Genomic DNA, 26,849 nt, shown 5'->3' with positions numbered 1-26,849 from the left:
ATCTTATAGTGATCTGATGACATAAACGCCGGATTTCCGTTAGATGCGGGGCACAAAGGGGAACCGGCGATGCGTAATACTGCTGCTACCGTCCGCCTGACCGATTGTTCAGACGACGGTACCACTGACTGTTCGGCCATTCCCGTAGCCGCGGCCACAATCGATTGTGTTTTGCCCACACCGTGCAGCAAGGGGGGAGATCCCTTGGGACCCCCGATCTTGAGCCCGTTCGGCGCCGACGCTGCCCTGCCGATCTATGTCGCAGGCGATGCCATCGCGTTGCCGCTCCAGGGCCTTTCGGCGATCGCGGCGGATCTCAAGACCTTTGCGATGCATCACGACCCGGCGCTGGCAGCGATCCTGTTGATCAACGTCAGCCGGCCGGCCGTCGACGAGTTCGCGATCCTGAAGGACATCGTCGAACGCCAGTCCGCGGTCGTCCCGATCGTTATCGTCGACACCTGCGAAACCAATCTTGCCGTCGAATTGATGAAAGCCGGCGCGACCGACGTTCTCGAGTCGCCGGTCGATGCCCGACAACTGCTGCGGGCGCTCGCCGCCGCGGTCGAACGCACGCAGCAGCGTGACGACGTCGGGGCCGCGACGCGCCTTGCGCGCGCGCGGATCGACAGCTTGTCGCCCCGCGAACGCTCGGTCTTCAATGGCCTGATCGGCGGCTGGCCGAACAAGATCATCGCCAGCCGGCTCGCGCTCAGCCCCCGCACCGTCGAGATTCACCGCGCCAAGATGATGACGAAGCTCAAGCTCCGGACCGTGGCGCAGGTGCTGCAACTCGCCTTCACGGCAAGGGTCACGTTCGAGGACACCGAGTGACGGATCGCCTGCACGGGGACGGATGGGGATACGCGAAACTCTTCTGATCCGCGGGATGCTGCTCACTGAGCGGCGGTCGGTCACAAGGCTCGACGGGTTCCTCGCCGATGATCGCGATCGTGCCTTCTAGCTAGCACTGCAGTCGCATCGGCGGTGGAGGGCCCGTCTGCACGAGCGCGCGGAACCAGGTTCGGCGCAATACTGGAATACACGCCCGATCGATCAGACCAGCGACACGATTGTAAGTAAATCGCGTAAGGCTGCCGGTAACGGCATAACGCTTCCTTCATGCCTGTATCCCAGAAGTGCTTGAAAGGAGACAGGACGTGTTGCGACGCATTCGGCGCGACCAGGTAACGCTTGGCATGTTCGTGCACCGGTTCGAAGGATCCTGGCTCGACCATCCCTTCTGGCTTCCGCGTTTTCACCTGACCGACGCGAAAGATCTCGCACGCATTCGCGAAAGCTCCGTCACCGGCGTCGTTATCGACGAAGGACGGGGCTTGGCGCTCGATAGCGCCGATAGCGGGGCCGCCGCCGAGGATGGCGCCGCCTCGGTCGCCGGGCACGAGCTGCTGTCTCCATCGCTGCTCCCCGCTCAACGACGGCACGGTTTCGCGGAGGAACGGGAACGCGCCGTAGCGCTCGTCAAGCATTCCGCGCGTGAGATTAAGCGCCTGTTCGCCGAAGCGCATGCCGGCGAGAAGGTCCGGCTGACTGCGTTCGCGCCGCTGGTAGCGGAGGTGATGGCCTCGGTGGCGCGCAATCCCTACGCGCTCATCGCCGTCACGAGACTGAAGAAGCAGGACGAATACACGTATGTGCATTCGCTCGCGGTGAGCGCGTTGATGACGAGCTTTGCGCGTCATCTCGACATGCCGGAGAGCGAGGTCTTCGACTATGGTGTTGCCGGCATGGTGCACGACATCGGCAAGATCGTCGTCCCCAACAAGATCCTGCAGAAGCCGGGTCCGCTGACCGACGCCGAATTCGCGCTCGTCCGCACTCATCCGGAACATGGCTATCGGCTGCTCACCCGACATGCCGGTGCGTCGGACGTCGTCCTGGACGTGTGTCGTCACCATCACGAACGGCTCGACGGTTCGGGGTATCCATTTGGGCTCAAGGACGATCAGATCAGCCGGGCCGCCCGCATCGCTGCAATCTGCGATGTCTACGACGCCTTGACCTCCAACCGCAGCTACAAGGCCGCCTGGAAAGCCGAGGAGGCCATCGGCCGCATGTACGACTGGGACGGGAATTTCGATCGCGAACTGCTTCTGGGGTTCATGAAGACGATCGGCGTCTACCCGCCCGGTCTGCTCGTGTATCTCAGCTCCAACCGGCTGGCCGTCACCATGCCCAATGACCGCCGAACGTCACGGCCAAAGGTCCGCGTCTTTTTCTGTGCACGCGAACGCACCCAACTGCCGCTGCTGGACCTCGTCCTCGACGATGATCTCGGGCATGATCAGATCGTTCGGGAAGAGTCCCCGGTCGACTGGGGGATCACCGGCTGGCCGCTCGTCGCCGAGCAGCTGATGAGCGGGTGCGTCCCGAAGATCGTTTCAGTCCGTCCCACCGACACGAACTCCGACCGACCGGCACGCCACCTCGCCGACGCTCGCTGATCGCTGATCGCTGGTCGCTGGTCGCTGGTCGCTGGTCGCTGGTCGCCTTAGTTGCGAAAATGGCCGGCAAACTGACGCTGTCGTCGCGTGTCATGGGAATAGAAGGTCCAAAACTTCGATCAGAACGTCGCTGCCCCGCCTGGGCCGCGGTGATCGTGCCCATTTGGGAACAAGGCCCGTCATAACCGGATCGTCGCCTTTGCCGTGTTACGGCCGCTATCCGATATGCCGTCCTGCGTGCAGCGACGCACCCTGATGAAACGCCGTTGGGGAAAGCGAGCGTTGGATCGCCCTCCCCCCGGGGAGCTTAGAAATTGCCGCGCAGGATGAACGAGAAGCGGCGGTCGTTGACGAAGTAGGACCGCGGTGCGAGCGCGCTCGGGTCACCGCTATACGCCTGCAGCGTCTTGGTCACCGAGTTGGTCAGGTTCACGCCCTGCACGCCGACCTTGATGTACTTGTTGACGTTGAGGAAGGCGGAGGCATCGAGCTGCCCGGCAGCGGCTTGGAAGATCGACGTATACGGGAAGATCACGTCGGCCGCCGTCAGCAGGTATTTCGACCGCCAGTTATACGCGGCACGAACCGAGACCGGCCCCTTCTCGTAGAACAGCGTCGCGTTGACGTTGTGCTTGGACAGACCCTCGAGCGGCAGGCTGCCGGTCTTGGTCTGCGGCGCGACGTTACCGACCGGCGTCCCCCCGTTCAGGAACGAATTCGGCAGCCCCGAGCTCTGGATGAACGAATAGTTCCCGGTGAAGCCAAGGCCGCTCAGAACACCCGGCAGGAAATCGAAGGTCTGCTGATACGCGACCTCGACACCCTTGATCTTGCCGTGTCCGTTGTAGTTGGCAGGGCCGCGCGTCAGCAGCGGGAAGGTGATCCCGTTGTTCTGCAGCGGCAGGTTGACGACCGACTGATAGAAGAAGTTCTTCACGTCCTTGTAGAACGCGTCGATCGTCAGCGAGCCGACCTTCGAGAAGTACCATTCCGCGGTGAGATCGAACTGATACGCCGTCGCGGGCTTCAGATACGGGTTGCCCACCGTGCTCAGGAAGTTGCCGTTCCCGTCGATCGAGATCTGCTGGTAATTGCGGATCAGCGCGGAATCCGGGCGGGTCAGCACCTTCGATCCCGACAGGCGAGCGAGCAGCTTCGGCGTGATGCCAAGCTTCAGGTTTACGCTCGGCAGGAGGTAATTGTAGTTGTTCTTGGCTTGGTTGAAGAGATTGGCCGTATCCACACCGGCAAATTGCTGCAGCTGGGCATAGCCGGTTGCCCCGAGATTGCAGACACCCCCAGGACGCGTTGGGTTCGTACCGGGAGGTGCACCCGCCGGCACCGCGGAAACGGCGCAGCGTGTGTCATAGGGGTTGGTGATGTTCAACGTCGCCTGGTTCGGAATCGTGCTCGTGCCGAACGAGTCCAGCCCGGTCCGTACATAGCGCGCACCGACATTGCCGCTGAAGTTCAGCCCGTTGCTGTCGGACTCGGTCTTGAACGACACCATCGCATAGGCCGAGAAGTCGCGCTGGTGGACGCGCTGGATCTCGCTGGGCAGGTAATTCGTCCCGGCCACGACACCAGGGCGCTCGGCGAGCGGCCGCCACTGCTGTTGGGTGTTGCCGTTCTGCGTCTGCGCGGTGGACTCGACTTGTTTGATGAAATCAACGGCGCCGTTATAGTCCTTGATCATGTCGCCATTGTAGTAATACGCGCCTGGTGGCGAATTCGTCGCGCCGCGGAAGAAGTTCGGGAACGTGTAATAGTCCGCCCGGTCGCCACCGAACTGGTTCACCGTCACCGGGTACCCTGCCCAGACTTCGCTGACCATGCCCCAGTTGTAGGTCGAATACTGCACCGTCTGATCGCGGTCGGCATAGCGCGCGCCGAACCGTGCCTTGGTGAAGAAGCCGCCATCGGCGAAGTCGTACGTCGCATCGCCTTTGAACTGGAACTCCTTGCCGACGCTGTGCTCGGCATGATCCATCGCGGCGCGCCAGAAGGTCGTGCTCGGATCGGCGAAATACTGGCTGTCGGTCTGGCCGGCGAGGACGGCGTTCGCCGGTGTCGCCCATGCCGCCGACAACGTGCTCGGCTTGTGCGAGATGACGTTCGGCACGCTCCCCGACAGATCCAGTTCCTGGTCAGCGAACGTCTCGCCGAAGATGTTCAGGCTGAACGTTTCGTGCTCCGAGCGGGTGTAGTCCGCGTCCAGCGCGATCGTCAGCCGTTCGGTCGGGTGAATTTCCGCATTCAGGCCGTAATCGTTGATGAGGTTCCGCTCATAGGTCTGGCCGCGCGACAGGGAGATCGGCGCGCCGCCGGTCGGGATCGACGTGGTCGATGGCGCGCCGCTGCGGTTGGTGCGAAAACCGGTGCCCGGCGTCGTGATATAGCCGCTCTTGAACAGCCCGTTCGCATCGTAGGTATAGTTCGTGAACCCGCCGACCGGGCATTCCGCCCGCGTCGTACCGTTGTTGTTGTAGAGCGGACCGTTGCTGTTCTGCTGACAGCCGTTGGGGAAGGTGCTGTATTCGGACAGATCCGGAGCCGCTTCGAACGTATGCTCGCTGGTCGAGTTCGTCGTGTGCGAGCGAAGATATTGCCCGGTCAGCAGGAAGGAGCGATCAGTCGACTCGAACTGCGCGGCCAAGGCGACGCCGTCGCGCTTGCGATCGAAGGTCTGCGTCCGATACTGGCCACCGAGCGGCGAATATTGCCCCGTCGACAGATCGGCGAAGCCGTCCGCCCCGGGGGTCGAGGCGGCGTTGCACGCGGCGCCAGCGGCGGGCAGCGTGGTGGTGTCGGAGCTGCTCGGCAGCGGGTTGCGACAGACAAGCACGCCGTTGCCGTTCTGATACGGTACCTGGCTGTTGTCACGGGCCTGGAAATTGGTGATCTGGACGCCATCCGCACGGCTGCGGATCCGCGAATAGGACACGTCGCCGAGCAGGCCGAATTTACCGATCGGCGTATCCCAGGTGTTGCTGACGAGCAGCGACCCGGTCGGCGTCCACTTCTTCGCGAAATCGCCGTAGTTCGCTTCGGCATCGGCACCGATATGAAAGCCGTTATTGTCGAACGGCTTGCGCGTGTTCAGATTGACCGTTCCGGCGAGCCCGCCCTCGATCGAAGCGGCGGTGACGTTCTTGTAGACTTCTACCGACCCCAGCAGTTCGGCCGGGACGTCGCTGAAGTTGAGCGCCTGCCCGCCGATCCCGGCGGCGAAGGCGTCGCGGCCGTTGAATTCCGACCGGACGAAGTTGAGGCCGCGGATCACGACGCCCGAACCCTCGACCGAGAAATGGTCGGGGTCGTTGGCGCCGGCGAAGCGGCTGATCGACACGCCAGGTACGCGCTGCAAGGCTTCGGTCACCGACCGATCGGGCAAGGCGCCGATATCGGTCGCGGTGATCGCGTCGACCACGGTATCGGAATTACGCTTGATGTTCTGCGCGTTGGCAAGGCTCTGGCGAATTCCGGTAACGACGATCTCGCCTGGCGCATCACTGGTATCGGCGGCGGCGGTGCTTTGCGTATCGGTCGCGGACGGATCGGCCGTTGCGGTCGCGGGGCTGGCCGACCCGGCGGTGCCCTGCCCGGTTTTCGCGCCGGTCGGCGACGTCTGATTGGCGGCGGTTGCAGCAGTCTGCTGAGGGTCCGGACCGGCCTGCGCCTGCGCGACTCCAGCCAAGGCTACGCACAACGTCGTCGCCGACGCGCTATGTAAAAAACGAACAAGATGACGAACGGCAGTGTTCGACGGCGCAATGCGGCGCATTATGACCCCTCCTAAACGCAGCGCTGTAATCGCGCCTGATTCCCTGTCGCCGCCGAGTGTCCCGGGCCTCGGCGTGCAGCGTGTGTTTGCGGTAACATAGTGCGGAAATCAAACGGTAAATACTTAGAATGTGACAATCCAGCAACGCCGTCACAACAATCCATCCGCGGTTGACGCAACGGGTCGAATGAGGGAGCATCGTGTGAGAGCGCCACCATAAGGCGCGTCGGGGGGGTATCGAGTGCCGGTCATGGCAAAACCAAAAACACGCGTGGTTGTGGTTGGTGGCGGCACGGCCGGATGGATGACCGCGGCAGCGCTATCGCGCCTGCTGCCGGGCCAGTGTTCGGTGCACCTGATCGAGTCCGAGGCGATCGGCGTGGTCGGCGTCGGCGAGGCCACGTTGCCGCATATCCGCGCGTTCAACGAGCGGCTCGGCATCGACGAGGCCGACTTCATGGCGCGCACCCGGGCGACCTTCAAACTGGGTATCGAGTTTCGCGACTGGAACCGCCTCGGCGACAGCTATATCCATCCGTTCGGCACGTTCGGTCGCGGCGCTGCCGGGGTGGATTTCCAGCATTACTGGGCGCGCTTGCTGCGCGAAGGCGCGCCTCTGCCGTCGCTCGATACTGTGTCCTACGCGTGTGCGCTGGCACGCGCCGGCAAGTTCGATCGTCCCGAGACCGATCCGCACCGGCTCGCCGGCACGTTCGGCTATGCCTATCAGTTCGATGCGCTGCTCTTTGCACCCTATCTCCGCGAGATTGCCGAGGGCATGGGCGCCCGCCGGACCGAGGGGGTCGTGGTCCGGGTGGAGCGTGACGGCGACAGTGGCGACATCGCCGCGATCGTGCTGGACACCGGCGAACGGATCGAAGGCGACCTGTTCGTCGACTGCTCGGGGTTCCGCGCGCTGTTGCTCGGCGAGGCAATGGCGGAACCGTTCGTCGACTGGTCGCACTGGCTGCCGACCGACCGTGCGGTGGCGATGCCGTGCCGCACGCGCACCGCGGTCACGCCGTATACGAGTGCGATCGCGATGCCCGCGGGCTGGCGCTGGCGGATCCCGCTGCAGCATCGCACGGGCAACGGCTATGTCTATGCCAGCGGCTTCGTTGCCGACGACGATGCGCGCCGCGCACTCGAAGCCGCGGTCGAGGGGGAGGCGCTGGCCGCACCACGCGTGCTGCGGTTCAAGGCCGGGCGCCGCCGCCGCAGTTGGGTCGGCAATTGCGTCGCGATCGGGCTCGCGAGCGGGTTCCTCGAACCGCTCGAGTCGACCAGCATCTATCTGGTCCAGCAGGCGATCACGACGTTGATCGAGCTGTTCCCCGAACCCCGCATCGCCGCGGCCGACCGCGACGAGTTCAACCGCGTGATCGACCTCGAATATGATCGGATCCGCGATTTCCTGATCCTCCACTACCACGCCACGACGCGCAGCGATTCGCCGTTCTGGGACTATGTCCGGACGATGCCGATCCCCGACACGCTGTCGGAAAAGCTCGACTTGTGGCGCACGCGCGCACGGATCGTGAAGTACCGCGAGGGCGTCTTTCTCGATCCGAGCTGGGTGGCGGTGTATCTCGGCCAGGGAATCGTTCCGGAAGGCTGGGACCCGCGCGCCGATCCGGTCGCGTCGGACGCGCTGGCGCGCAGCCTCGACGCACTGCGCGGGGAGATCGCCAGCGACGTCGCGCGACGCCCGGATCACCGCAGCTTCATCGAACGCTATTGCGCGATGGCACAGGCGGCCTGATGCGGCAGGAGCAGCTCCGGAGCGTCCTGGTCGCGGGCGGCGGCATCACCGCGTGGTGCGCGGCAGCCGCGCTGAAACGCCGCGCGCCGTTCCTCGACGTGGCTATCCTGCGCTGCACGCCGTCACGCGACGCGCTGGCGGACCGGATCGCGTGCACGCTGCCGTCGCTGCTCGGATTCCACGACGATCTCGGCATCGGTGCCGCCGATGGCATCGCCCGGACCGCGAGCGGCTATCGGTTGGGGACGCTGTTCAGCGGCTGGGCGACGGTATTGCCCGACTATGTCCATGCCTATGGCCGTTATGGCCGATCGCTGGGTCCGACCGCGTTCCATCTTCACTGGGTCCGGTCCGTGCTGGAGGGCGCGCGCGCAGCACCGTTCGACAGCCATTCGCCCGCCGCAGCGCTCGCCCGCGCCGGGCGGTTCGCGCCGCCGATGCCCGAGACGCCGTTTGCGGATCACGAATATGGGCTGACGCTCGACCTTCCGCGGTATCAGACGATGATGCGGGCCTTCGCGCTGCATGTCGGCGTGCGCGAGATCGTCGGCGAAATAGCCGACTTCGTTCGCGATACCGGCGACGGAATCGCCGCGGTGGAGCTTGCGAGCGGATCACGCATCGTCGCCGACCTGTTCGTCGACGCGACCGGCCCCGACGCAAAATTACGCGGCGCACTCGACGACGTCAGGGACGACTGGAGTGCATGGCTGCCGTGCGACCGCGTCCTGCTCGCCGAGGGTAGCGCGGAACCGCTGGTGCTCACCACTGCGGTCGCGCATCCGGCGGGTTGGCGCTGGAGCAGCGGCGCGCAAAGCGGCTTTGCCTATGCGTCGGGGGAGATCAGCGACGCAAAGGCCGCGCGCGTGTTGCGCAATGCCGCAGGCACGGCGCCCGGCGAGCCGATCCGGGTTCGTCCGGGAACGAGGCCGCACCCGTGGCTGGGCAATTGCATCGCGATCGGTGACGCCGCGACCGAAGTCGAACCGCTCGAATGGTGCAACCTCCACCTCGCGCTCAGCGCGATCGACCGGTTGATCGCGATGCTCCCCGGTCGCACGCCGACCCGAGGTGAAGCGGCCGAGTTCAACCGCCAGACGCTGGCCGAGGCCGAACGCGTCCGCGACTTCCTGGCGTTGCACTATCGTGTTGCGCAGCGTGACGATCCGCTGTGGCAGGCGGTCGCCGCCGCTGCCGTGCCACCCGCCAGCCTTTCGCACACGCTCGCGCAGTTCACCGAGCGTGGCCGGCTTCCCTTCTATGAAGAGGAAACGTTCGCGCGCGATAGCTGGGCTGCCGTCCTGATCGGTCAGGGCGTCCTGCCACGACGGATCGATCCGCTCGTCGCGGCGGTCCCGGCCGCTGCCGCGCAGACCGCGATGGCACGACTGACCACCGAGATTGCCGCCGCCTTGCCGCATATTCCCACCCACGCCGCGTATCGTGCGGCCCAGACGAGACATCTCCTGCCATGAACGAGCATTCGATCCGACGCGTCGTCATCGTCGGCGGCGGCACCGCCGGCTGGATGGCCGCGGCGGCCTTCGCGCGGTTTCTCAACAACGGGTATACCGAGATCACGCTGGTCGAATCCGAGGAGATCGGCACGGTTGGCGTCGGCGAGGCGACGATCCCGCCGCTGATCAATTTCAACCAGATGCTCGGGCTCGACGAGAACGCGTTCCTGGCGGCGACGTCGGGCACGTTCAAGCTCGGGATCGAGTTCGTCGACTGGGGCGCGCTCGGCGAACGCTATTTCCACCCGTTCGGCAATTACGGCCACGATCTGCAAGGCGTCCATTTCCACCAGCTTTGGCTGCGCGAGAAGGCCCGGCGGCCGATCGACGACATTTCGGCCTGGTCGATGAGCGCGATGGCCGCCGCGAACGGCAAGTTTGGGCGCGCGACCGGCGACGCGCGATCGCCCGTGCGCGAGCTGTTCTACGCGTTCCATTTCGACGCATCGCTCTATGCGCGATATCTGCGCGACTATGCCGAGCGCGCCGGCATCGTCCGGATCGAAGGCAAGATCGCCCAAGTGAACCAGCGCCCCGCGGACGGCTATGTCGCCGCGGTCACGCTTGAGGACGGGCGCCGGATTGAGGGCGACCTGTTCATCGACTGCTCGGGTTTCCGGGGCCTGTTGATCGAGGAAACGTTGCACACCGGTTATGAGAGCTATGCGCAGTGGCTGCCGTGCGACCGTGCGATCGCGGTCCCCTGCGCATTGCCCAACCCGAGCGAGCCCGATGCGTTCACGCGCTCGACCGCACACAAGGCGGGCTGGCGATGGCGCATCCCGTTGCAGCACCGGATGGGCAATGGCCTGGTGTATTGCAGCAAATATCTCGGCGACGACGAGGCCGAAGCACAGTTGCTCGCGAGCCTCGAAGGCGAACAGCTCGCCGAGCCGCGACGGTTGCAATTCACCGCCGGTCGCCGCCGCGACTGCTGGAACCGCAACGTCGTGGCGCTCGGCCTGTCCAGCGGGTTCATCGAACCGCTCGAATCGACCAGCATCCATCTGGTCCAGGCGGGAATCCAGCGGTTGATCGCGCTGTTTCCCGACAAGCGCTTCGATCCGGTCGAACGCGACGAGTTCAACCGGCAGATGCACGATCTGTACGAAGACATCCGCGATTTCATCATCCTGCACTACAAGGCGACGCGCCGCGACGATTCGCCGTTCTGGAACCAGGTGCGGACGATGGACGTGCCCGAGAGTCTGCAACGCAAGATCGACCTGTTCGCCGGCAAGGGTCGGCTGTTCCGCGAAGGCTACGACCTGTTCAGCAACCCGAGCTGGGTCGCGGTCTGTCTCGGCCAGGGAATCACGCCGCAAGGCTGGGAACCCGCCGCCGATGCGCTCGACGAGCAGAAGGTCGCAAGCGCGCTCGAGCAGATGCGGCGCGGGTATCTCGACACCGCGCAGCGCCTGCCGACGCACGGCGAGTTCCTGCGGCGGACCGCGCTGTCCCCGCTCGCCGCGCAGGCTGCATCTCCCCCCACCACGCCTGCTTCGGCCCCGGCCCCGACCTCGTCCGACGACCTTCCGTTCTTTGCCTTTACCGCGGAGTCGCCCTTCGATGTCGGCGGCGGGGGCTCGCCGTTGTGATGCAGACTTATGAGCGAGCGGCACCTTGGCGCACCACGGAGCTTGCCCACGCGTGACGCGTCTCGCCACCCCTTCCCCGATCGCCGAACTGCACGGCATCGACCGCGCGCGCTTCGACGCCGAGATACGCCCCGCCGCGCAGCCTGTGGTCCTGCGCGGTCTGGCCGCCGACTGGCCCGCGGTTCGCGCCGCCCGGACCTCGGACGAGGCGCTGGTCGATTATCTCAAGACCTTCAGCCATGCCGAGCCGGTAGGCGCGATCGTCGGGCCGCCCGAAATCGAAGGGCGTTTCTTCTACCAGCCTGACATGACCGCACTCAACTTCACCCGCGGACGCTCGCCGCTCGATCCGTTCCTCGACCGGCTGTTGCGCGATCGCACGGTGCCGCAACCGTACGCGATGGCGGTGCAGTCGATCCCCGCCCCCGACCTGCTGCCGGGCTTTGTCGCCGAGCAGGGGATCGACCTGGTCGATACGCAGGTCGTGCCGCGGCTCTGGCTCGGCAACGCGATCCGGGTGGCGACGCATTACGATCTGATGGAGAACATCGCGGTCGTCATCGCCGGTCGCCGCCGCTTCACGCTCTTCCCGCCCGATCAGGTCGCAAACCTGTACATGGGTCCGTACGAACTGACGCCCGCAGGCACGCCGGTCAGCATGGTCGACCCGGACTCGCCGGACCTGGAGCGCTATCCGCAGTTCACCCAAGCGATGGAGAACGCCTGGGAAGCGACACTCGAACCGGGCGACGCGCTGTATATCCCGTTCCACTGGTGGCACGCGGTCGCATCGCTCGCGCCGGTCAACATGCTGTGCAATTACTGGTGGGATCCCGCACCCCAGGGCATGGCGAACCCTTATGACGCGCTGCTGCTCGCGCTGTTCTCGCTGCGGACGCTGCCGGAGGACCAGCGGCGGGTGTGGCGGACCATGTTCGACCATCTCGTGTTCCGTACCGAAGGCGATCCCGCCGCGCATTTGCCGCCCCACGTCAGGGGCGTGCTCGGCGAGCCGGACCGCGACGGGCTGGAACAGATGCGCGCAGCCTTGCGACAGAGCCTCAACCGGTCCTGACGTGCACTACTGCCGTTGCAGCATGTTGATCAGGAACTGACGGATCCTGCCGGTGCGGTCCGTGCTGTCCGGTCCGAGAATGCCGCGCGCGGACGGCGGCAGATGATCGGCGGCCTGCGCGGCGTCCGGTGCGAAGACGAGATGCTCGTACCAGCTATGCCACGCCTGTTTTTCCGCGACCGGCAGATCACGGACGGCGCCGATCGCATGGACCAGCGCAAGGAACGCAGCACCCGAGCGATGCTCCCACCAGTAGTTGACCAGCACGTTGAGCCGGCCGAACGCACGGACGTGATGCCACCAGGTCGGCGGAATGAAAAGCGCGTCGCCGGGTTCGAGTTCGGCAACCTGCGCGTGCGCGAGCGCATCGGCGAACCGCGGGTAGCGCGTAAGATCGGGAGCATCGGGGTCGACCATGCTCGACGGCGGGCCGGCCATGGTATGATCGAGCGGCCCGACATAGAGATTGGGCAATTGGTCGGGCGGGAACAGCGTGAAGCGACGCCGCCCCGCCACCACGCATGCGATATTGATCGACGTGTCGTAATGCGTCGCGATCCGCGTCGCGTTGCCGATCCACAACCGCGCGGACGCATCGATACCGAGATCGAGTGGATTGGCGCCTTCCCAGCCGGGCAGATGCTCGGGCGCGGTCGCCGCGTTGGCGTACAGCGTGTGCGGCTGAGCCGCGTCGGTCTCGGCGTAGCGCAGAAGCTCCGCCACCAGCGCGCCGATCGGGACCTGCTGGCGGTGGAAGTTGAAGCGCGTCAGCGTCTCGTCGGCGTAGAAAAACCGACCCTCGACCTCGGGCGGCGCGATCATCACGTCGAGCGGCTTGCCGCCGGGCGCACCGAACGCGGCGAGATACTCCGCCATCGCGCGGTCGCCGCCGCGCCCGGCCGCGACCGCCTGCCAATGGCGCACCTGTCCGCGCAGGACGACGGGTTGGAACGCCGTCACCACCTCGCTGGCGAACACGGCTGCATCGACGGCAGGGCGCTCCGCGACGCGGCAATCGGTCGCGGGGCGATCCGTGGCGGAGCGATCGGTTGCGGGCGGTGGGACGGACGACATCGTCCGGGACGATAGCGGCTGCAAACGCGCGACGACAGTGCGTTGACAGCCTCGGCAGGCTCCTGTGTGATACGATCGCCAGACCACCCCGCACCGACGTCGGCGCGCTGAGTCGCAGGCGGATCGGGAGAGCGCGATGATCAGGTGGAAACCGTTGGCTGCGATGGCAGCGGCGCTGTTGGCGAGCATGGCGTGTACGGTCAGCGCATCGGCCGCTTCCCGCACGGCCCCTGCCGGGGACGCGTTCGCGACCGCAGCCCGGCTGCACCGCGGGGTCAACGTGCTCGGCTATGATCCCCTGTGGAAGGACCCGTCGCGCGCACGCTTTCAGCCGCGTCATTTCGCGATCATCCGCAAAGGCGGCTTCGATTTCATCCGGCTGGTCCTGCAAGCCTTCAGCCATATGGACACCGCCAACAGGCTCGATCCGCGCTGGCTGGCGACGCTCGACCGCGTGGTGAAGCAGGCGACCGATGCCGGGCTGTCGGTCATCATCGACGAGCACGACTTCAACCTGTGCTCGGACGACCCCGATGCCTGCGCGCCGAAGCTCAAGGCGTTCTGGCAGCAGATCGGCGACCGCTATCGGACCGCGCCGCGGACCGTGCTGTTCGAACTGTTGAACGAACCGCACGGCAAGCTCGATGCCGACGGCTGGAACGCGCTGCTCGCGCAGATCATCCCGGTCGTGCGCGCCAGCAACCCGGATCGTACGCTCGTGGTCGGGCCGACCAACTGGAACAATCTGGGCAAGCTCGACACGCTGACGCTGCCAGCGGATGATCGCAATATCCTGGTCACGTTCCATTATTACGAGCCGTTCCGGTTTACCCACCAGGGTGCCGCGTGGTCCGACAATCGCGATCTGCACGGCATTCCGCTGACGCCCGCCGACGAGACCCGGATCCGCGCCGACATCGACACCGTCGCGGCGTGGAGCAAGGCCCACGCGCGGCCGGTGTTGCTCGGCGAGTTCGGCGCCTACGACAAGAGCGGCACGCCGATCGCCGATCGCGCGCGCTATGCCGCGATCGTCCGCAAGGCCGCCGAAGCACACGGCTTCCCCTGGGCCTATTGGCAGTTCGACAGCGATTTCATCGTCTACGATATCGATCGCGACCGCTGGGTCGAGCCGATCCGACAGGCGCTGGTCGGCACGCCGTGAGCAGGCCGATGATCTAGCGCTGGTTCGAGACCGCGGCGGCAAAGCGGGGCGCCGGCGCCGGGTAGCCATCGACAAAGGTCCCACGCGCGACGTTGTGCGGGTGGTGTGGTGCTTCGGCGAGATCGAGGACGGGGGTGACGCAGGCATCGGTGCCGGCGAAATGGTCCGCCCAGGCATCGCGCGGACGCGTGGCGAACGCGGCTTCGAACGCCGCCGTCATGTCGGGCCAGCGGGCGCGATCGTGCTGCACCGTGCGCCAGTCCGCGACGTCCAGCCCGGCGAGCAAGGCGGCGAAGAACTGTGGCTCGATCGCGCCGACCGCGACATGCTTGCCGTCCGCGCATGCGTAACAGCGGTAGAAGGGCGCGCCGCCGTCGAGCAGGTTGGCCGCGCGCCGGTCGTCCCACTGCCCCACTGCGCCGAGCGTGTAGAACAGGCTCGACAGCAACGCGGCGCCGTCGGTCATCGCCGCATCGACCACCCGGCCCGGCCCGCCGCCGCGCGCGGCCAGCACGCCCGCGACGACGCCGAGCGCGAGCATCATCGCCCCGCCGCCATAATCGCCGACTAGATTGAGCGGCGGTATCGGACGCTCCGCCGGGCCGATCGCGTGCAGCGCGCCGGTCAGCGCGAGATAATTGATGTCGTGCCCTGCCTCCTGCGCCAGCGGTCCGGTCTGCCCCCAGCCCGTCATCCGGCCGTAGACCAGCGTCGGATTGGCGGCATGGCAGTCCGCGGGGCCAAGCCCGAGCCGTTCCATCACGCCCGGCCGCGTCCCCTCCAGCAGCGCATCGGCGGTCGCGACGAGCGCCAGCGCATCGGCGCGCCCCACCTGCGTCTTGAGGTCGAGTTCGACGGTCCGCCTTCCCCGCCCCAAGGCCGGCCCATCTGCGCTGGCGCTGTACGTGCGGCCCGGCCGGACAATGCGGACGATGTCCGCGCCCATGTCGCCGAGCATCATCGCGGCGAAGGGTACCGGCCCGATCGCATCGAACTCGATGACCACGACGCCGGCGAGCGGCCCCGTCTTCCTCGACCCTTCGCCTGCCTCGCTGTCGCCCATGCGTCGTCCCGATCCCAAAGCGTGCGGCCAGCGGGTGCTGGATCGCGGAGTTGTGCCCTAACGCCGCATCGAAGGCCACGCGTTCCTGCCCAGTTGGCCGGCAGCTTCGGTCCGTGCGGGGTTGTTCTACCCCGACCGCGCCCGGTACTGACGTGTGAGCCAACGCTGGGAGTGCCGTTTGGAAGCCGTATCGATCGTCCTGTTCCTGTTGCTCGCCGTGGTGATGAGCGGCGCGGTGTCGCGCATGGTGCCGGTGTCGGTGCCGACCCCGCTGGTGCAGATCCTGCTCGGCGCGGTCATCGGGCTGTCGACCTCGTATCGCGTAGAGCTCGAGCCCGAGCTGTTCCTGTTGCTGTTCCTGCCGCCGCTGCTGTTTCTCGATGGCTGGCGAATCCCCAAGGACGAACTGCTCAAGGATCTGTCGACGGTCGTCGAACTCGCGCTCGGGCTCGTCCTGCTGACGGTGGTCGGGATGGGGTTCTTCATCCACTGGATGATCCCGGCGATGCCGCTGGCGGTCGCGTTCGCGCTGGCGGCGGTGGTGTCCCCGACCGATCCGATCGCGGTCTCGGCGATCGCCGCGCGCGTGCCGATCCCCAAGCGAATGATGCATATCCTCGAAGGCGAATCGCTGCTGAACGATGCGTCGGGGCTGGTGTGCCTGCGCTTCGCGATCGCCGCGGCGCTGACGGGTACGTTCTCCGCGTCCGCGGCGGCGACGAATTTCGCGTGGGTCGCGGGCGTGGGCCTGGCGGTCGGCGTCCTCGTCACACTCGCCGCGACGCGCGCGAAGGCGTGGGTATCGCGACGGTTCGGCGAGGAGCCAGGGTCGCAGATCCTGGTCAGCCTGCTGATCCCGTTCGGGTCCTATCTGATGGCCGAGCACCTGCACGCCTCGGGTATCCTCGCGGCGGTGTCGGCAGGCGTGACGATGACCTTCGCGGAGATCTCGCGGCAGGCGCTGGCCGCCACCCGGATGCGCCGGAACTCGGTGTGGGACACGATCCAGTTCGCACTCAACGGCATCATCTTCGTGCTGCTCGGCGAACAGCTTCCCGCGATCCTGGCCGGGGCCAAGGCGACGGTGCTGCTGACCGGGCATCACGGCACGTGGTGGCTCGGCCTGTATGTGCTGGCGATCGTCGCGGGGCTGGCGACGCTGCGGTTCGGCTGGGTGTGGGTTTCGCTGCGACTGACGCTGCTGCGGCGGCGTCATCGCGGCTCGGAGAAGCCCGAATACAGCCCCGACTTGCGGCTGGTGGCGGCGATGTCGCTGGCCGGCGTGCGCGGCGCGATCACGCTGGCGGGTGTCCTGACCATCCCGCTCACGATGACCGACGGCACCGCGTTCCCGGCGCGCGATCTCGCGATCTTCCTCGCCGCCGGGGTGATCATCGTATCGCTCGCGGTCGCCAGCATCGCCTTGCCGATCCTGCTCAACGGCCTGACCATGCCACCCGAACCCTCGTTGCAGGCCGAGGAGGATGCCGCCCGCGTCGCGGCGGCCGAAGCGGCGATCGGCGCGATCGAGGTTGCGCAACACGATCTGGCCGAGCGCGACGGCAACGCCGACTTCTATTCCGCGGCGGGGACCCGGGTGATGGACCTGTACCGCGAACGGATCGAGAGCCGCACCGGATCGGCCAAGGCGTCCGCGGAGGCGCGGCTCCAGGACCAGCTCGAGCGGACGTTCAGGCTGGCCGGGATCAAGGCCGAACGCGCCTCGGTCGTCGAGCGGGTCCGCGACCGGCGGATCGGCAGCGCCACCGCGCAGAAGATGATGCGCGAGCTGGATCTGCTCGAAGCGCGCTACCGCGTGTGATCCTTCTGCTTGGCGGCAAGCACCGCTAAGGGCTCGGCGATAACCACGGACATTTCGTAAAGGCGAGACACATGGCAGCGACCGTCATCACCCCCAGCGGCCCCGGCGCGATGGAAGCGGGCCTCGTGCTCGACGAAGACGGCCAGCGGTTCGTCATCCTGACGTTCAAGGAGCCCAAGGGCGAGCCGACGCTGGTGACGTTCACCGTCCCGATCTTCCAGAACTATGTCGAGCATCTCGTCAAGACCGCGGCGGCGGCCAACGAGGAAGCCAATTGGGGCATCCCCGGCTGAACGATTGGCGCTGCAAAAGGGGATGCCGGCGCGCCGGGTAACGCCTAAAGCCACGGCATGACCCGACCAGAGATACTGATACCCGCGCCCATGCTTCCGAGCGTCGCCGCCGCGTTGAGCGAGCGATTCGTCGTCCACCAGTTGCGCGACCATGCCGATCCCGACGCCTTCCTGGCGACCGTCGCGCCCCGCATTCGCGGCCTCGCGGCGAGTTCGCTGGCGGGGCGGATCGGCAGCGACTGGTTCGACCAGCTCCCCGCGCTCGAGATCGTCGCGAATTTCGGCGTCGGCTATGACGGCATCGATGCGAACGCCGCCGCCGAGCGCGGGATCGTCGTTACCAACACGCCCGGCGTGCTCGACGAGGAGGTCGCCGACCTGACGCTCGGACTCCTGCTCGCGACGCTGCGCCGAATCCCACAGGCCGATCGCCACGTCCGCACCGGTGCATGGGCGCAAGGTCCCTTTCCGCTGTCACCGACGTTGCGCGGGCGGCGGATCGGCATCCTCGGGCTCGGCGCGATCGGCAAGGCGGTGGCGCGGCGGCTCGAGGCGTTCGGCGTCGCGGTCGCCTATCACGGCCGCTCGCGGCAGTCGGACATCGGCTATGCGTATCACGCGACGCCGGTCGCGCTGGGCGCCGCCTGCGACGTGCTGATCGCGATCGTGCCCGGCGGTCAGGGGACGCAGCATCTGGTCGATGCCGCCGTTCTCGCCGCGCTCGGCCCGGACGGTATCTTCATCAACGTCGCGCGTGGCAGCGTGGTCGATCAGGACGCGCTGATCGCGGCGTTGCAGGACGGGACGATTCTGGCGGCCGGCCTCGACGTCTATGCCGACGAGCCCAACGTGCCGGACAGCCTGCGCGCACTGCCCAACACGGTGTTGCTGCCGCATATCGGTTCGGCCTCGCAGCACACGCGCGAGGGGATGGGGAAGCTCGTCGTCGACAATATCCGCGCCTGGTTCGACACCGGCAAGGCGCTCACCCCGGTTTCGGAAACGCCGAACCCGGGCTGAGGTCAGCGTCGAACGTCGGCGGGCGCTCCGGTGAACGCTGCGAGATCGGCGGGCGTCGTCCGGCTGTGATCGCCGGCGGTCGCGTGCTTCAAAGCCGCCATCGCCAGACCGCAGTGGGCAGCAGCCTCGCAACCCTCGTCCAGCCGCGACAGCACGCCCGCGGCGAACGCGTCGCCGGTGCCGATCCGGTCAACGATCTGGGTCACGAGGATCGTCTCGGTCTCGAACGCGGCGTCGCGACGATCGACGCGGGCGGACAGTTCGTGCGTGTCGGCATCGATGACCCGGCGCGCGGTCGAGGCGATGCAGGTCAGGCTCGGGAACCGCGCGAACGCTGCCTCGCACGCGCGCCGCCGGGCGTCGGGGGTGTCGCCGGCGAAGTCCTCGCCGAGCAACAGCGAGATATCGCGGTGACTGCCGAACAACAGGTCCGTGCCGGCGACGTGATCGAGCAGGATCTGCTGCGGATCGACGCACCAGCGCGCCCACATGCTCGCACGGAAATTGCCGTCGAACGAGACTTGTACGCCCGCTGCCTTCGCCGCGGCGATCGCGTCGAGCGACAGCCGTGCCGCCTCGGGGGCGATCGCGGGAATGATACCCGACAGGTGCAGCCAGGCCACGCCCTGGAGTAGCGCGGGCCAGTCATAGACGTCGGACGGCGCCACCGCGAAACTGCTGTCGAGGCGGTCGTAGACGATGTGCGCGCCGCGCGGACCGCTCGGCGGCGACAGGAAATACAGCCCCAACCGGCCGTCGGTGCGCTGTACGCGCGCGACATCCACACCGGCGGCGCGGACCGATTCGAGCGCGGCGTCGCCAAGCGTTCCTTGCGGCAGCGTCGTGATCACCGCGGCGGATTCGCCGAGCCGCGCGAGTGCGACCGCGACATTGGCCTCCGCACCGCCGAAATGCGCGTCGAGCCGCGCTTCCTGGAACAGATGCCCGCGATCAGGTGCGGCGAGACGCAACAGCATCTCGCCGAAACAGAGCACCGTGCCGGTCATGCGTCGAACTCCCCTACCGCTGCTAGCAGCGCGGCCCGTGGACCTTCCGCACGCCATGTCGCAACGGACTGGGCGAGCGAATCGACGATCGCGGCGTCGAACTGTGCGGGGAATATGCCGAGCTCGGCGACGAAGCGCGCGACGACCTGGCGCGGATCGCCTGCCGACTCCGCCCAGATCGCGGCGAAGCGATCGCGCAGCGGATCGTCCGAGATACCTGGGGCGTCGGCGGTGTAGGCGATCCATGCGGCGAGGCTCAGGCTGTGCCGCGGGCTGTCCAGTCCTTGTGCCAGCCGGTCGGTCACGGTCGCGATCCAGCGCTGCGGCAGCTTTTGCGATCCATCCATCGCGATCTGATCAAGCCGGTGATGCAGGTCGGCGTTGGCGAAGCGATCAAGAATCGCGTCGATATACGCGTCGGGGTCGAGCCCCGCCGCGGCGGTCAGGCTCGGCACCGCCTCCTCCCGCATCTGCGCGACGACGAACGCGCGCAGCACCGGATCGGCGATCGCCTCGTGGACGAAGCCGTGGCCGAGCTGGAGCCCGACATAGGCGAGCGTCGAATGGCTCGCGTTCAACAGCCGCAGCTTGGCGAGTTCGAACGGCGCGACGTCGTCGACGATCTGCGCGCCTGCGGTCTCCCAGGCCGGGCGCGGGCCGGCGAAGCGGTCCTCGATCACCCATTGGCGGAACGGCTCGGTGACGATCGCTGCGGCGTCGTCGACGCCGATCGCCTTCGCCACGCTCGCGCGCTCAGCTGGAGTCGACGCCGGCACGATCCGGTCGATCATCGTATCGGGGGCGGCGACATGCGCGCGGACCCACGCGCCCAGATCGGGATCGCGGTGGTCGACGAACGCGGTTAGCAGGCTCATCAACAGCGCGCCGTTGCCGGACAGATTGTCGCACGAGACGAGCGTCAGCCCCCCTGCCCCGGTGCTGCGCCGCCGCTCGAGTGCCGCCGCGAGATAGCCGAAGATCGTCCGTGGCACGCCGCCGCCGAGATCGTTGGCGATCGCGGGATCGTCGGTCAGCAGCGCGCCACTTGCCGGATGCCGGTAATAGCCCTTCTCGGTCACGGTCAGCGTGACGACATGCGTGTCTGGGTCCGCCAGCGCGGCGATCACCGCTCGTGGGTCCTCGGCGGCGACCAGCACCGTGTCGATCGCGGTGATCAGCCGGGTCGAGGTCGCACCGTTCGATCGCTCGGTCACGGTGTACAGACCGTCCTGCGGCGCGAGCGTATCGCGGACCTGGGCTGAGCGCAGCGACACGCCGGTGATCCGCCAGCCATCGTCGGGCGTCATCGCATCCTGCGTGTAGACCGCCTGGTGCGCGCGGTGGAACGCGCCGATCCCGAGATGGACGATCCGCCGCACGGGCCGCCGCACGGGCGCATCCGATGCCGCGGGCTGCGCGACGTTTTTGGCGAGTGCGGTCAGGGTGGCGCGGGACAGCCTCACAGCCGGTACGCCTTGCGCACGAGGTCGCTCGTCAACTGGTGCGCGAGTTCGGCCGCCTCCCAATCCTCCAGCCGGTGCTCCGCGACCAGCCGCGCGAGGAAGCCGCAATCGACCCGCCGCGCGACATCGTGCCGCGCCGGGATCGACAGGAACGCCCGCGTATCGTCGTTGAAGCCGACGGTATTGTAGAAGCCTGCGGTCTCGGTGGTCATCTCGCGGAACCGTCGCATGCCCTCCGGACTGTCGTGGAACCACCAGCTCGGCCCCAGCTTCAGGCACGGATAATGACCCGCGAGCGGCGCCAGCTCCCGCGCGTAGACGCTCTCGTCGAGCGTGAAGAGGATGATCGACAGCGCGGTCGAGGTGCCGAACCGGTCGAGCAGCGGTTTCAGCGCGTGGACGTAATCGGTGCGGCCGGGGATATCCGCCCCCTTGTCGCGGCCGTGGCTCGCGAACAGCCCGGCATTGTGGTTGCGGACCGAGCCGGGATGGATCTGCATGACCATGCCGTCGTCGATGCTCATGCCGGCCATTTCGGTCAGCATCTGCGCGCGGAAGAGTTCGGCGTCGGCTGCGGTCCAGGCGTTGCCGGTTATGCGCGCGAACAAGGCCTCGCACTCGGGCATCGACAGGTTCGCGGTCGCGGCGGTCGGGTGGCCGTGATCGGTCGCAGTAGCGCCGGCCGCGCGGAAATCGGCGCGACGCTTGCGGTGCGCAGCGAGATAGCCCTGCCAGTCATACACGTCCTCGCCGGTGATTTCGCCGAACCGCCGCAGCGCGCCGGCGAATTGCTCGTGTTCGACATCGATCACGCCGTCGGGCCGATAGGTCGTCACGACGCGGCCGTTCCAGTCGCTGGCCTGGATGCGGTGGTGCGCGTCGAGGCTGTCGTGCGCGCCTTCGGTGGTGGCGAGGAAATCGATCCGGAAGCGGTCGAACAGCGCGCGCGGTCGGAACGCCTCGGTCGCGAGCTTCTCGCCGATCGTGTCGAAATACAGGTCCGCGGTGGCCGGCTCGAACGCGACGTCGAACCCGAACACCTCGGCGAACACATGATCGAGCCACATCCGCGACGGCGTACCGCGAAACAGCGGGTAATGCGCGGCGAGCGTCCGCCATGCCGATCGCGGATCGGCGGTCGGTGCGCCATCCTTGCGCGGGATCATCAGCGCATCGAGATCGACGCCCTGGCTGTAGAGCATCCGGAACAGGTAATGATCGGGCGCGAGCAGTAGCGAGGTCGCGTCGGTCCAGTTGCGGTTGTCGGCGAACCACGTCGGATCGGTATGGCCATGCGGGCTGACGATCGGCAGGTCGGCGATCTCCGCGTACAGCGCGCGGGCGATGTTGCGGGTGGCAGGATCGGCGGGAAACAGCCGGTCGGGATGAAGTTCGAGAGGACGAGTCATGCCATTACTCCTGCCGCATACGCTGTACCGCGTTCAAGTCCGCGCAGTCCGGCGGGCCCGTGTATCCGGCCGATTAGCGGATATTTCGGATGAATGCAGGCACGCAAGACAGCGCAGGGCAGGAGGTGCGTACGGCATTCGGATGACACGATCATGATACCGATGCGGTCGCGCTTGCTGAAAACGGTGGCAAGCCAAGCACAGCCGGATCGGACACGCCACCGTGCAACGGGGTTGATCGCGCGGCGGTGCGTCCTTACCCGGATCATATGCTGATGCGGTTTTTCTTGGTGCTTCTGTTTGCCGCATTCGCGCTTCCCGCCGCAGCGCCCGCGGCGTGTCATGGCAGGTCGACGGCAACTCCGCATGCGATGCCGGCGATGGCAGGCGCGCTGACGGAGAGCATGGGCCAAGAGGCCGATCACAAAGCGGTCGCGCCGCACGGCTGCATCGGCTGCATTCCACCTTCGGCTTGGACCGCAGCCCAGATCGACCACGCCCTGCCGGCCGCGGCCGCCATACCGGTCGAGCGAGCCGCGGTATTCGACATCGGCATGACCGCCGCCCCAGCGCTGCCACCACCCCGAACCGCATGATCGTCGGGTGCAACCGCACCCTGGCCTTCATGCTTTATCGGGATTTCAGACGATGACACGATCGATGCTGCTCGCGGCGAGTGCCGCGGCGCTGTGCCTGCCCCATGCCGCGGCTGCGCAACATGGTGCAGGCATGACCATGCCGATGCCGGACGCGCGCGTGCGTCCCAATAAGACCAAGAAGACGACGCCCACCCAGCGTATGACTAAGCCCAGGGCTGCCAAGCCGACGCCGGCAACACACGGACACGTCTTCGAAGAGCTTGGAGCGGTCGACCAACAGGCCGCATCGGCACCGGGCGCGACGCCGTCCATGTCCATGATGCCGATGGATCAGGGGCCGATGCCTGACGCTCCAACGGATCATGCAGCCATGGACCATGCCCAGATGGATCATGGCGCGATGGATCATGGCGCGATGGATCATGGCGCGATGGATCATGGCGCTATGGGTCACATGATGATCACCGATCCGGCCTATCGAGCAGCGTCGGATGCGGCGTTGTCGAAGATACCGGCGGGGTCGGGGATGGCGATGGGGACGTCGGCGGGCTTCTACAGCCAGGGTAGCGGGACGTCGCGGCTGCCGGCGGCCGAGGGGCCGATGCGCGGGTATATGGTCCAGGCGGGCGAGTGGATGCTGATGGCGCATGGCTATGCGTGGGGCGTCGCGACCGACCAGGGGGGGCCGCGCGGGAAAAGCGAGGCGTTCGTCGAGTCGATGGCGATGCTGATGGCGGACCGCGATCTGGGCGAGCGGTTCCATATCCAGCTGCGGACGATGAACAGCCTCGAGCCGCTGATGGGCGCGCGCGGCTACACGAACTTGTTTGCGACCGGCGAACTGGCGAACGACCGGCCGCTGGTCGATCGGCAGCATCCGCACGACCTGTTTATGGAGCTTGCCGCGAAGGTCGATTACCGGCTGGGGAACGGCAACACGGTGTTCCTGTATGGCGGGCCGGTCGGCGAGCCGGCGCTGGGGCCGAGCGCGTTCATGCACCGCGGGTCGGCGCGGTATCAGCCGATGTCGCCGATCACGCATCACTGGTTCGATTCGACTCACATCACCTACGGCGTGGTGACGGCGGGGTATGCGACCCCCGCGTTCCAGCTGGAGGCGTCGGCGTTCAAGGGGCGCGAGCCGGACGAGCATCGCTGGAATATCGAGACGCCGCGGCTCGATTCGTGGAGCGTGCGGGGGACGTGGACGCCGTCGCCGTTCTGGGCGGTACAGGTTAGCCATGGGCGGTTGAAGGAACCCGAGGCGCAGCATCCGGGGGAGGACGAGAACCGCTCGACCGCGAGCGTGCAATATGCGCGGGGCGGGCTGGCGACGATGTTTGCGTACAGCCTCAAGGACCGGGTGCCGGGGGAGAAGCTCAGCGCGTTCCTAGCGGAGGCGACGTATGAGCTTTCGGCGCGGCATGCGGTGTTCGGTCGGGTCGAGAACGTGGCGAACGACGAGCTTTTTCCGGACGAGGACGATTCGCTGCACGATACCAAGTTCCGGGTGACGAAGGCGGAGGTCGGATACGCGTACCGGCTGCCGATCGTCGGACCACTGGGGTTGGCGCTTGGCGGGACCGTCGCGGCGTATGCCAAGCCGGCGGCGCTGGAGGCGGCGTATGGGAAGACGCCGGTGAGCTGGACCTTGTTCAGCAAGCTGGCGGCGGGGTTGTAGGTAAGCTTGTTTCCCCGCGAAGGCGGGGACCCAGACTGGGCTCCCGCCTTCGCGGGAGAACAAGGAAGCGGGAGAGGAGCCCTGGATGGGTTTCGCTCACCGTTCGTGCCGAGTAGGGATCGCGCGAAGTCGCCACCTGCTCGGGACGAACGGTTATGATGAAGAACGCGCTGGCTCTCCTCGGTTCTGCACTCGGGCTGACGCTCACTGGATGCGCGTATCCCTACACGCCCCCTGCCCTCGCGCCGATCACTGCGCCTGCTCCGACCACCACGGCAGCAACTGCGATGCCCGAAGAGGCTCGCGCGCCGGTTACGATCCTCGTGTCGATCGATGGCTTCCGGCCGGATTATCTCGATCGGGGGGTGACGCCGAACCTCAACCGGCTGCGCGCGGGCGGCGTGTTCGCGAGCATGCGGCCGTCGTTTCCGAGCATCACCTTTCCCAATCACTGGACTTTGGTGACCGGGCTGCGGCCCGATCGCAGCGGGATCGTCGGGAACAGGATGGAGGATCCCGCGCGGCCGGGCGAGACGTTCACGATGGCGACCGACGATCCGTTCTGGTGGAGCGAGAGCTCGCCGATCTGGGTCGATGCGGAGAAGGCGGGCATTCGGACGGCGACGATGTTCTGGCCGGGCGCGAACGTTGCGGTCGGCGGCAAGGTGAAGCCCGACAGCCACGGGGCGATCGAGGGGGGGACGCGGCCGGAGGACTGGCAGCAGTTCAACCAGCAGGTGTCGGGGACGCAGCGCGTCAACGCGGTGCTCGACTGGATGCGGCGGCCGGCCGCCATACGCCCGAAGCTCGTGACACTGTATTTCGATACGGTCGACAGTGCGGGTCATGCGGGTGGGCCGGACAGCGCTGGGGTGACTCAGGCGGTGGCGGATGTCGATGCGAGCATTGGCGCGCTGGTCGATGGGCTTGCCGTGCTGGGGCAGCGGGCGAACCTGGTGATCGTCGCCGATCACGGCATGGCGGCGACGAGCAGCACGCGGGTGGTGGCGCTCGATGCGATCGCGGACAAGGCGGATTATCGGACCGTCGAGACGGGGCCGTATGCGACTCTGTTCGCGGTGCCGGGGCATGAGGCGGCGCTGGAGGCGCGGTTGCTGAAGCCTCACGATCATCTGCAATGCTGGCGCAAGGGGGAGATCCCGGCGCGGTTCCATTATGGGCGCAATCCGCGGGTGCCGAGCTATCTGTGCCTTGCCGATGTCGGCTGGCGGGTCGATCCGAGCGCGCCGACCAAGGCTTCGGTGGGCGGAATGCACGGCTATGACAATATGGCGCCGGAGATGCGCGCGCTGTTCATCGCCAACGGGCCGGCGTTTGCGCGCGGCAAGACGATTGCGAGCTTCGACAACGTGGCGATCGAGCCTTTGCTGCGCGACTTGGTCGGGTTGCCGGCCGAAGCGGGGCTGGACGGCACCGACGCACCCTTCCAGAAGGTGCTGCAACGATAAGAGGATAGGCTATGCAGTATTTCGAGGATATCGAGGTCGGTCGGACCGCGTCGTTCGGCTCCTACGCGGTCACGCGCGAGGAGGTGATGGACTTCGCCGCGAAATACGATCCGCAGCCGTTTCACCTGTCCGACGAAGCGGCGGCGCAGACGCATTTCGGGCGGTTGTCGGCGAGCGGCTGGCATACGTGCGCGATGGTGATGTCGATGCTGGTCGCACATCTGAAGGAGAACCGGCAGGCGGGGCTCGGGTCGCCGGGGATCGACGAATTGAAGTGGGTGAAGCCGGTGTATCCGGGGGACACGCTGCGCTGCGAGACCGAGATCCTCGAGAAGCGCGTGTCGGCGAGCCGGCCGGAGATGGGGATCTTCAAGAGCCGGATGCGGGTGTTCAACCAGGACGACGTGATGGTGATGACGTTCGTATCGAACGGCCTCGTTGCGACGCGCCCCACGGATGCGCGGGCCGATTGATTGGCGAGCTTTGGCCCTGAGGGGCGACGGGCTGTCATCGAGTATTGATTCACGCGAAGGCGCTAAGTCGCGAAGAGAAGGTTTGTTCGCGCGGAGGCGCAGAGGCGCGG

Annotated in this window: 20 protein-coding genes; 14 read left to right on the top strand and 6 right to left on the bottom strand. The window is 66.8% G+C overall.

Annotation, left to right across the window (positions count from 1 at the left end):
- The first annotated feature begins 219 nt into the window (after positions 1-219).
- Positions 220-834, top strand: a complete 615-nt coding sequence (locus ASG20_RS16905) for a response regulator transcription factor (protein ID WP_056055552.1) — start codon at positions 220-222, stop codon at positions 832-834.
- A gap of 326 nt (positions 835-1,160) precedes the next feature.
- Positions 1,161-2,465, top strand: a complete 1,305-nt coding sequence (locus tag ASG20_RS16900; RefSeq protein WP_056055549.1) for an HD-GYP domain-containing protein — start codon at positions 1,161-1,163, stop codon at positions 2,463-2,465.
- A 307-nt stretch (positions 2,466-2,772) separates the two neighbouring features.
- On the opposite strand, the gene ASG20_RS16895 is transcribed toward ASG20_RS16900, so the two are convergent.
- A complete protein-coding gene (locus ASG20_RS16895) occupies positions 2,773-6,249 on the bottom strand; it encodes a TonB-dependent receptor (RefSeq protein WP_056055546.1) in 3,477 nt (1,158 codons plus the stop codon).
- 250 nt (positions 6,250-6,499) lie between these two features.
- On the opposite strand from ASG20_RS16895, the gene ASG20_RS16890 reads away from it, so the two are divergent.
- From ASG20_RS16890 to ASG20_RS16875, 4 genes are read left to right on the top strand one after another with little or no spacing between them, the layout of a single operon-like run.
- A complete protein-coding gene (locus ASG20_RS16890) occupies positions 6,500-8,011 on the top strand; it encodes a tryptophan halogenase family protein (RefSeq protein ID WP_056055543.1) in 1,512 nt (503 codons plus the stop codon).
- Positions 8,011-9,486: a tryptophan 7-halogenase gene (locus tag ASG20_RS16885; protein WP_236698793.1), complete on the top strand. Its 1,476-nt coding sequence runs from the start codon at positions 8,011-8,013 to the stop codon at positions 9,484-9,486. The genes ASG20_RS16890 and ASG20_RS16885 overlap by 1 nt, the downstream gene beginning before the upstream one ends.
- Complete coding sequence (locus ASG20_RS16880) at positions 9,483-11,126, top strand: tryptophan halogenase family protein (RefSeq protein ID WP_056055536.1); 1,644 nt, start codon at positions 9,483-9,485, stop codon at positions 11,124-11,126. The genes ASG20_RS16885 and ASG20_RS16880 overlap by 4 nt, the downstream gene beginning before the upstream one ends.
- A gap of 52 nt (positions 11,127-11,178) precedes the next feature.
- Positions 11,179-12,201 (top strand): cupin-like domain-containing protein, encoded by a 1,023-nt coding sequence (locus ASG20_RS16875; protein WP_231420818.1) that lies wholly within the window; start codon positions 11,179-11,181, stop codon positions 12,199-12,201.
- Positions 12,202-12,207: 6 nt separating this feature from the next.
- Here the strand turns inward: ASG20_RS16875 and ASG20_RS16870 are convergent, their stop codons facing one another.
- Positions 12,208-13,275 carry a cupin-like domain-containing protein gene (locus ASG20_RS16870; RefSeq protein ID WP_056055535.1) on the bottom strand — a complete coding sequence of 356 codons (1,068 nt, stop codon included), beginning with the start codon at positions 13,273-13,275 and terminating at the stop codon, positions 12,208-12,210.
- A gap of 136 nt (positions 13,276-13,411) precedes the next feature.
- On the opposite strand from ASG20_RS16870, the gene ASG20_RS16865 reads away from it, so the two are divergent.
- Positions 13,412-14,440 carry a glycoside hydrolase family 5 protein gene (locus tag ASG20_RS16865; protein ID WP_236698792.1) on the top strand — a complete coding sequence of 343 codons (1,029 nt, stop codon included), beginning with the start codon at positions 13,412-13,414 and terminating at the stop codon, positions 14,438-14,440.
- A 13-nt stretch (positions 14,441-14,453) separates the two neighbouring features.
- Here ASG20_RS16865 and ASG20_RS16860 read toward each other — a convergent pair whose 3' ends face one another.
- Complete coding sequence (locus tag ASG20_RS16860; protein ID WP_056055532.1) at positions 14,454-15,503, bottom strand: CaiB/BaiF CoA transferase family protein; 1,050 nt, start codon at positions 15,501-15,503, stop codon at positions 14,454-14,456.
- Between the two features lie 178 nt (positions 15,504-15,681).
- On the opposite strand from ASG20_RS16860, the gene ASG20_RS16855 reads away from it, so the two are divergent.
- From ASG20_RS16855 to ASG20_RS16845, 3 genes are all read left to right on the top strand, one after another.
- Positions 15,682-17,325: a Na+/H+ antiporter gene (locus tag ASG20_RS16855; protein ID WP_201780741.1), complete on the top strand. Its 1,644-nt coding sequence runs from the start codon at positions 15,682-15,684 to the stop codon at positions 17,323-17,325.
- 71 nt (positions 17,326-17,396) lie between these two features.
- Entirely contained in the window at positions 17,397-17,618 is a 222-nt protein-coding gene (locus ASG20_RS16850) for a hypothetical protein (protein ID WP_056055529.1), read from the top strand.
- A 90-nt stretch (positions 17,619-17,708) separates the two neighbouring features.
- Complete coding sequence (locus ASG20_RS16845) at positions 17,709-18,638, top strand: 2-hydroxyacid dehydrogenase (protein ID WP_236698791.1); 930 nt, start codon at positions 17,709-17,711, stop codon at positions 18,636-18,638.
- A 2-nt stretch (positions 18,639-18,640) separates the two neighbouring features.
- On the opposite strand, the gene ASG20_RS16840 is transcribed toward ASG20_RS16845, so the two are convergent.
- Genes ASG20_RS16840 through uxaC form a run of 3 tightly spaced genes read right to left on the bottom strand, consistent with a single transcriptional unit; the run spans position 18,641 to position 22,517 of the window.
- Positions 18,641-19,645 (bottom strand): sugar kinase, encoded by a 1,005-nt coding sequence (locus ASG20_RS16840; RefSeq protein ID WP_056055523.1) that lies wholly within the window; start codon positions 19,643-19,645, stop codon positions 18,641-18,643.
- Entirely contained in the window at positions 19,642-21,108 is a 1,467-nt protein-coding gene (locus ASG20_RS16835; protein ID WP_082471031.1) for a mannitol dehydrogenase family protein, read from the bottom strand. Before ASG20_RS16835 ends, ASG20_RS16840 begins: the two co-directional genes overlap by 4 nt.
- The gene (gene uxaC, locus ASG20_RS16830; RefSeq protein WP_056055520.1) at positions 21,105-22,517 is read right to left on the bottom strand and encodes a glucuronate isomerase; all 1,413 of its coding nucleotides are present in this window, start codon (positions 22,515-22,517) and stop codon (positions 21,105-21,107) included. Before uxaC ends, ASG20_RS16835 begins: the two co-directional genes overlap by 4 nt.
- A 275-nt stretch (positions 22,518-22,792) precedes the next feature.
- Here uxaC and ASG20_RS16825 point away from each other — a divergent pair, with 275 nt between their 5' ends.
- From ASG20_RS16825 to ASG20_RS16810, 4 genes are all read left to right on the top strand, one after another.
- Positions 22,793-23,113 (top strand): hypothetical protein, encoded by a 321-nt coding sequence (locus ASG20_RS16825; RefSeq protein ID WP_082471059.1) that lies wholly within the window; start codon positions 22,793-22,795, stop codon positions 23,111-23,113.
- A gap of 52 nt (positions 23,114-23,165) precedes the next feature.
- Complete coding sequence (locus tag ASG20_RS16820) at positions 23,166-24,797, top strand: hypothetical protein (protein ID WP_056055513.1); 1,632 nt, start codon at positions 23,166-23,168, stop codon at positions 24,795-24,797.
- Positions 24,798-24,955: 158 nt separating this feature from the next.
- Positions 24,956-26,266: an alkaline phosphatase family protein gene (locus tag ASG20_RS16815; protein WP_443025960.1), complete on the top strand. Its 1,311-nt coding sequence runs from the start codon at positions 24,956-24,958 to the stop codon at positions 26,264-26,266.
- 11 nt (positions 26,267-26,277) lie between these two features.
- The gene (locus ASG20_RS16810; protein ID WP_056055507.1) at positions 26,278-26,739 is read left to right on the top strand and encodes a MaoC family dehydratase; all 462 of its coding nucleotides are present in this window, start codon (positions 26,278-26,280) and stop codon (positions 26,737-26,739) included.
- The last annotated feature ends 110 nt before the right edge of the window (positions 26,740-26,849 follow it).

The sequence above is a fragment of the Sphingomonas sp. Leaf198 genome (genome assembly GCF_001424005.1).
Taxonomy (GTDB): Bacteria; Pseudomonadota; Alphaproteobacteria; order Sphingomonadales; family Sphingomonadaceae; genus Sphingomonas.
Note: the sequence above shows the minus strand (reverse complement) of the source record. Positions and strands in the feature narration are given on the sequence as shown.

Coding starts and splice junctions, on each gene's coding strand:
- ASG20_RS16810 (WP_056055507.1), top strand. CDS start 26,278: ATGCAGTATTTCGAGGATATCGAGGTCGGTCGGACCGCGTCGTTCGGC.
- ASG20_RS16865 (WP_236698792.1), top strand. CDS start 13,412: ATGATCAGGTGGAAACCGTTGGCTGCGATGGCAGCGGCGCTGTTGGCG.
- ASG20_RS16820 (WP_056055513.1), top strand. CDS start 23,166: ATGACACGATCGATGCTGCTCGCGGCGAGTGCCGCGGCGCTGTGCCTG.
- ASG20_RS16895 (WP_056055546.1), bottom strand. CDS start 6,249: ATGCGCCGCATTGCGCCGTCGAACACTGCCGTTCGTCATCTTGTTCGT.
- ASG20_RS16840 (WP_056055523.1), bottom strand. CDS start 19,645: ATGACCGGCACGGTGCTCTGTTTCGGCGAGATGCTGTTGCGTCTCGCC.
- ASG20_RS16845 (WP_236698791.1), top strand. CDS start 17,709: ATGCTTCCGAGCGTCGCCGCCGCGTTGAGCGAGCGATTCGTCGTCCAC.
- ASG20_RS16860 (WP_056055532.1), bottom strand. CDS start 15,503: ATGGGCGACAGCGAGGCAGGCGAAGGGTCGAGGAAGACGGGGCCGCTC.
- ASG20_RS16870 (WP_056055535.1), bottom strand. CDS start 13,275: ATGTCGTCCGTCCCACCGCCCGCAACCGATCGCTCCGCCACGGATCGC.
- ASG20_RS16890 (WP_056055543.1), top strand. CDS start 6,500: ATGGCAAAACCAAAAACACGCGTGGTTGTGGTTGGTGGCGGCACGGCC.
- ASG20_RS16815 (WP_443025960.1), top strand. CDS start 24,956: ATGAAGAACGCGCTGGCTCTCCTCGGTTCTGCACTCGGGCTGACGCTC.
- ASG20_RS16880 (WP_056055536.1), top strand. CDS start 9,483: ATGAACGAGCATTCGATCCGACGCGTCGTCATCGTCGGCGGCGGCACC.
- ASG20_RS16825 (WP_082471059.1), top strand. CDS start 22,793: ATGCGGTTTTTCTTGGTGCTTCTGTTTGCCGCATTCGCGCTTCCCGCC.
- ASG20_RS16885 (WP_236698793.1), top strand. CDS start 8,011: ATGCGGCAGGAGCAGCTCCGGAGCGTCCTGGTCGCGGGCGGCGGCATC.
- uxaC (WP_056055520.1), bottom strand. CDS start 22,517: ATGACTCGTCCTCTCGAACTTCATCCCGACCGGCTGTTTCCCGCCGAT.
- ASG20_RS16850 (WP_056055529.1), top strand. CDS start 17,397: ATGGCAGCGACCGTCATCACCCCCAGCGGCCCCGGCGCGATGGAAGCG.